Here is a 2594-nt window from a genome sequence, read left to right as displayed (position 1 = left end):
TAACTGATAACTGATAACTGATAACTGATAACTGATAACTGATAACTGATAACTGATAACTGATAACTGATAACTGATAACTGATAACTGATAACTGATAACTGATAACTGATAACTGATAACTGAATTAAAGCCATTCGATTTCTTTAGCTTTTTCGGGTAATTTAGCCGTGGCTTGTCCTTGGCTGCGGGACTGAAACCCAATTAAATCGAGGGGAGTAGCCAATAAATCTACTAAATCTGCTTTACCAAACAGTAACTTGAGGCTATTTTTTGGTAGCTCTTTTAATAACCAACGACTGAGAGTAAAAAATAACTCTTGATTGGTTAAAGGTCGCATCAATTCGACACCGTGCAATTCGTGAAGATAGCGATTCGAGCGCCCATAACGTTTTAATTGACTTCTTAAGTCTTCTAGGGTGGAACGATGACGATGGTAAATAATTGCCTCTGGTGCGTAGGTTAATTGCCAGTCGGTTTGTTGTTGAATACGCCAACAGATATCGGCATCACCACCAGTAGTTAAATAAGGACGAAATAAACCAACTTTTTGAACAGCTTCTCGACGAATAGCGAGGTTAGCAGTTTGACCGTAGGGACAAAAAGAATGTTCTAAAAGAAATTTTGGTGACATAAAGTGACGACGTTCCGCATACTTTTCCAACCAAGTGGAACCAGTTAAGGCGGCAATTTCACCCGCTACCAGACCGATCCTAGTATCTTTAAAGGGTTGGATCAATTCTGTCAACCATTGCGGTGCGGGACGACAATCGGCATCGGTGAAGGCCAGAAAAGGATAACGAGCGCTTTTGATCCCTTTGTTACGAGCAGCGTAGGAGCTTTGTATCTGATTTTCGCTTAAAATGATCAGGTTCAGTCCCCGGTGTTCTTCTGCTGCCTTCCCTAATAATTCTGCTGTGCGATCGCTACTATTATTATCAACTAAAATATATTCAACTAATTGACGGGGATAGGTCTGTTTGGCTAAACAATCAATGAGAGGGGGTAGATCTTTCTCCCCGTTATAAATTGGCACGATCACGGATACTTCGGGAAGGAACTGTAGGGTAGTTGACATCGTTGGAGTCCAATAAACGGGCGAAGGTTGAACTATTCGCTACAATACTACTATAATTAATAGCAACAAAAAGCAAGTCTATTGTCACTTATTTTAGACCAACGATGAAAAGTTTCTTCCGAAAATTATTTTTCTATGCGGGTATTGTTTTGCTCTCACCCTTAATCATTGCTTTTCAGGTAGCTAATAATCGAGAACTTATCTTAGGTGATGTGCGGCGTTGGGTAGAGTTATTAGGCCGGGAAAAAAGAGCAGATTGGTTACAATTATTAGCTCTGTGTCTGGAGGCAAAAGAATTTAGGAATTTATATTATTGTCGTCTTTTTCAAGGTGGTTCATTCAGCCGCTTTTTTATGTATATTCTTAGGTTTTTCTATCGAGAAAGTTCCTACTTATTTCTAGATTCTTCCTGTTCGATTGGCAAAGGATTATTTATTCAACACGGTTTTAGTACGATTGTTATGGCGGATTTGGGCGATAACTGTTGGATTAATCAACAGGTAACAATTGGCTATAAAGATAAAAGCGGTCGCCCCAAAATTGGCAATAATGTCAGGATTACCGCCGGCGCTAAAGTCTTGGGAAATATTACCATCGGCGATAATGTCACCGTGGGCGCAAATTCAGTGGTAGTCAAGGATGTTCCAGCTAATTGTGTGGTGGTGGGTATTCCCGCTCGTATTATTAAACGGGACGGCGTTAAAGTAGATGAAAAATTATAAACGTTGACTTAAAATATATTCGGCAATTGCCAGATCCCCCGGAGTAGTAATTTTTAAGTTGGTTTCTTCACCGACGACAATTTTGACGGGAAAACCACATTTTTCTAATAAGGCGGCATCGTCGGTGACTTCCCAAGCTAATTTTCGGCCCTGTTCGTGACATTCTTTTAATAATTTTACCTGAAAACCCTGGGGCGTTTGGGCCGCCCACAACCGCGAGCGATCGGGTGTATCCTCAATCCAGCCGTTGCTATCGACAATTTTAATCGTATCTTTCACCGGAATGGCCGCAATGAAACCCTGACAAGTGGCTAAAGCGGCGGCACAGCGATCAAATAATTCGGGAGTGGCTAAACAGCGCGCCCCATCGTGAATTAAAACCGTCTCAGCCCCCTCTGGTAGGGCTTGTAAGCCATTGTAAACCGATTTTTGTCTGGTTTCGCCTCCTTGGATGATTTGCACGGGTTTAAGGGCATTTATGGCGGTGATAATTGCTCGGATCTCCGCAAAGTCTTCCGGTTGTGCCATGATGCCAATCCAGATAATTGCCCTGGATTGCATGGCAGCCAGCAAAGTCCAAGCGAGGAGCGGTTTTCCGTGCAGGGTGAGCAGTAACTTATTGCGATCGCTGCCCATCCGTTTACCCATTCCCGCTGCTGGAATTAACAAATACATATTTTTTTCAGGTAAAAAGTTAAAAATTCAGTGGACAGAAGTGGGGAGCTTTTTGCTGGTTAAGTAAGTGGTTTTAATTAAATTGAAGATAAATCCCCCCTAAATCCCCCCTTGATAAG

General features: G+C 41.9%; 3 protein-coding genes. 1 reads left to right on the top strand and 2 read right to left on the bottom strand.

From position 1 onward, the window contains the following. Nucleotides 1–127 precede the first annotated feature (127 nt). The gene (locus tag IQ242_RS22155) at nucleotides 128–1078 is read right to left on the bottom strand and encodes a glycosyltransferase family 2 protein (protein ID WP_193961430.1); all 951 of its coding nucleotides are present in this window, start codon (nucleotides 1076–1078) and stop codon (nucleotides 128–130) included. Nucleotides 1079–1182: 104 nt separating this feature from the next. On the opposite strand from IQ242_RS22155, the gene IQ242_RS22150 reads away from it, so the two are divergent. After that, nucleotides 1183–1800, top strand: coding sequence for a serine O-acetyltransferase (locus tag IQ242_RS22150; protein WP_072926523.1), 618 nt, complete (start codon nucleotides 1183–1185; stop codon nucleotides 1798–1800). On the opposite strand, the gene ispD is transcribed toward IQ242_RS22150, so the two are convergent. Further along, nucleotides 1795–2475: a 2-C-methyl-D-erythritol 4-phosphate cytidylyltransferase gene (gene ispD, locus IQ242_RS22145; protein WP_193961429.1), complete on the bottom strand. Its 681-nt coding sequence runs from the start codon at nucleotides 2473–2475 to the stop codon at nucleotides 1795–1797. The genes IQ242_RS22150 and ispD overlap by 6 nt on opposite strands. Nucleotides 2476–2594 lie beyond the last annotated feature (119 nt).

The organism is Microcystis sp. LEGE 08355 (assembly GCF_015207185.1).
Lineage (GTDB): Bacteria > Cyanobacteriota > Cyanobacteriia > Cyanobacteriales > Microcystaceae > Microcystis > Microcystis panniformis.
This window is presented reverse-complemented; position numbering and strand designations above follow the sequence as displayed.

What these genes read in the sequence shown, in the direction of transcription:
- IQ242_RS22155 (WP_193961430.1), bottom strand. Translation starts at nt 1,078, where the DNA reads ATGTCAACTACCCTACAGTTCCTTCCCGAAGTATCCGTGATCGTGCCA.
- IQ242_RS22150 (WP_072926523.1), top strand. Translation starts at nt 1,183, where the DNA reads ATGAAAAGTTTCTTCCGAAAATTATTTTTCTATGCGGGTATTGTTTTG.
- ispD (WP_193961429.1), bottom strand. Translation starts at nt 2,475, where the DNA reads ATGTATTTGTTAATTCCAGCAGCGGGAATGGGTAAACGGATGGGCAGC.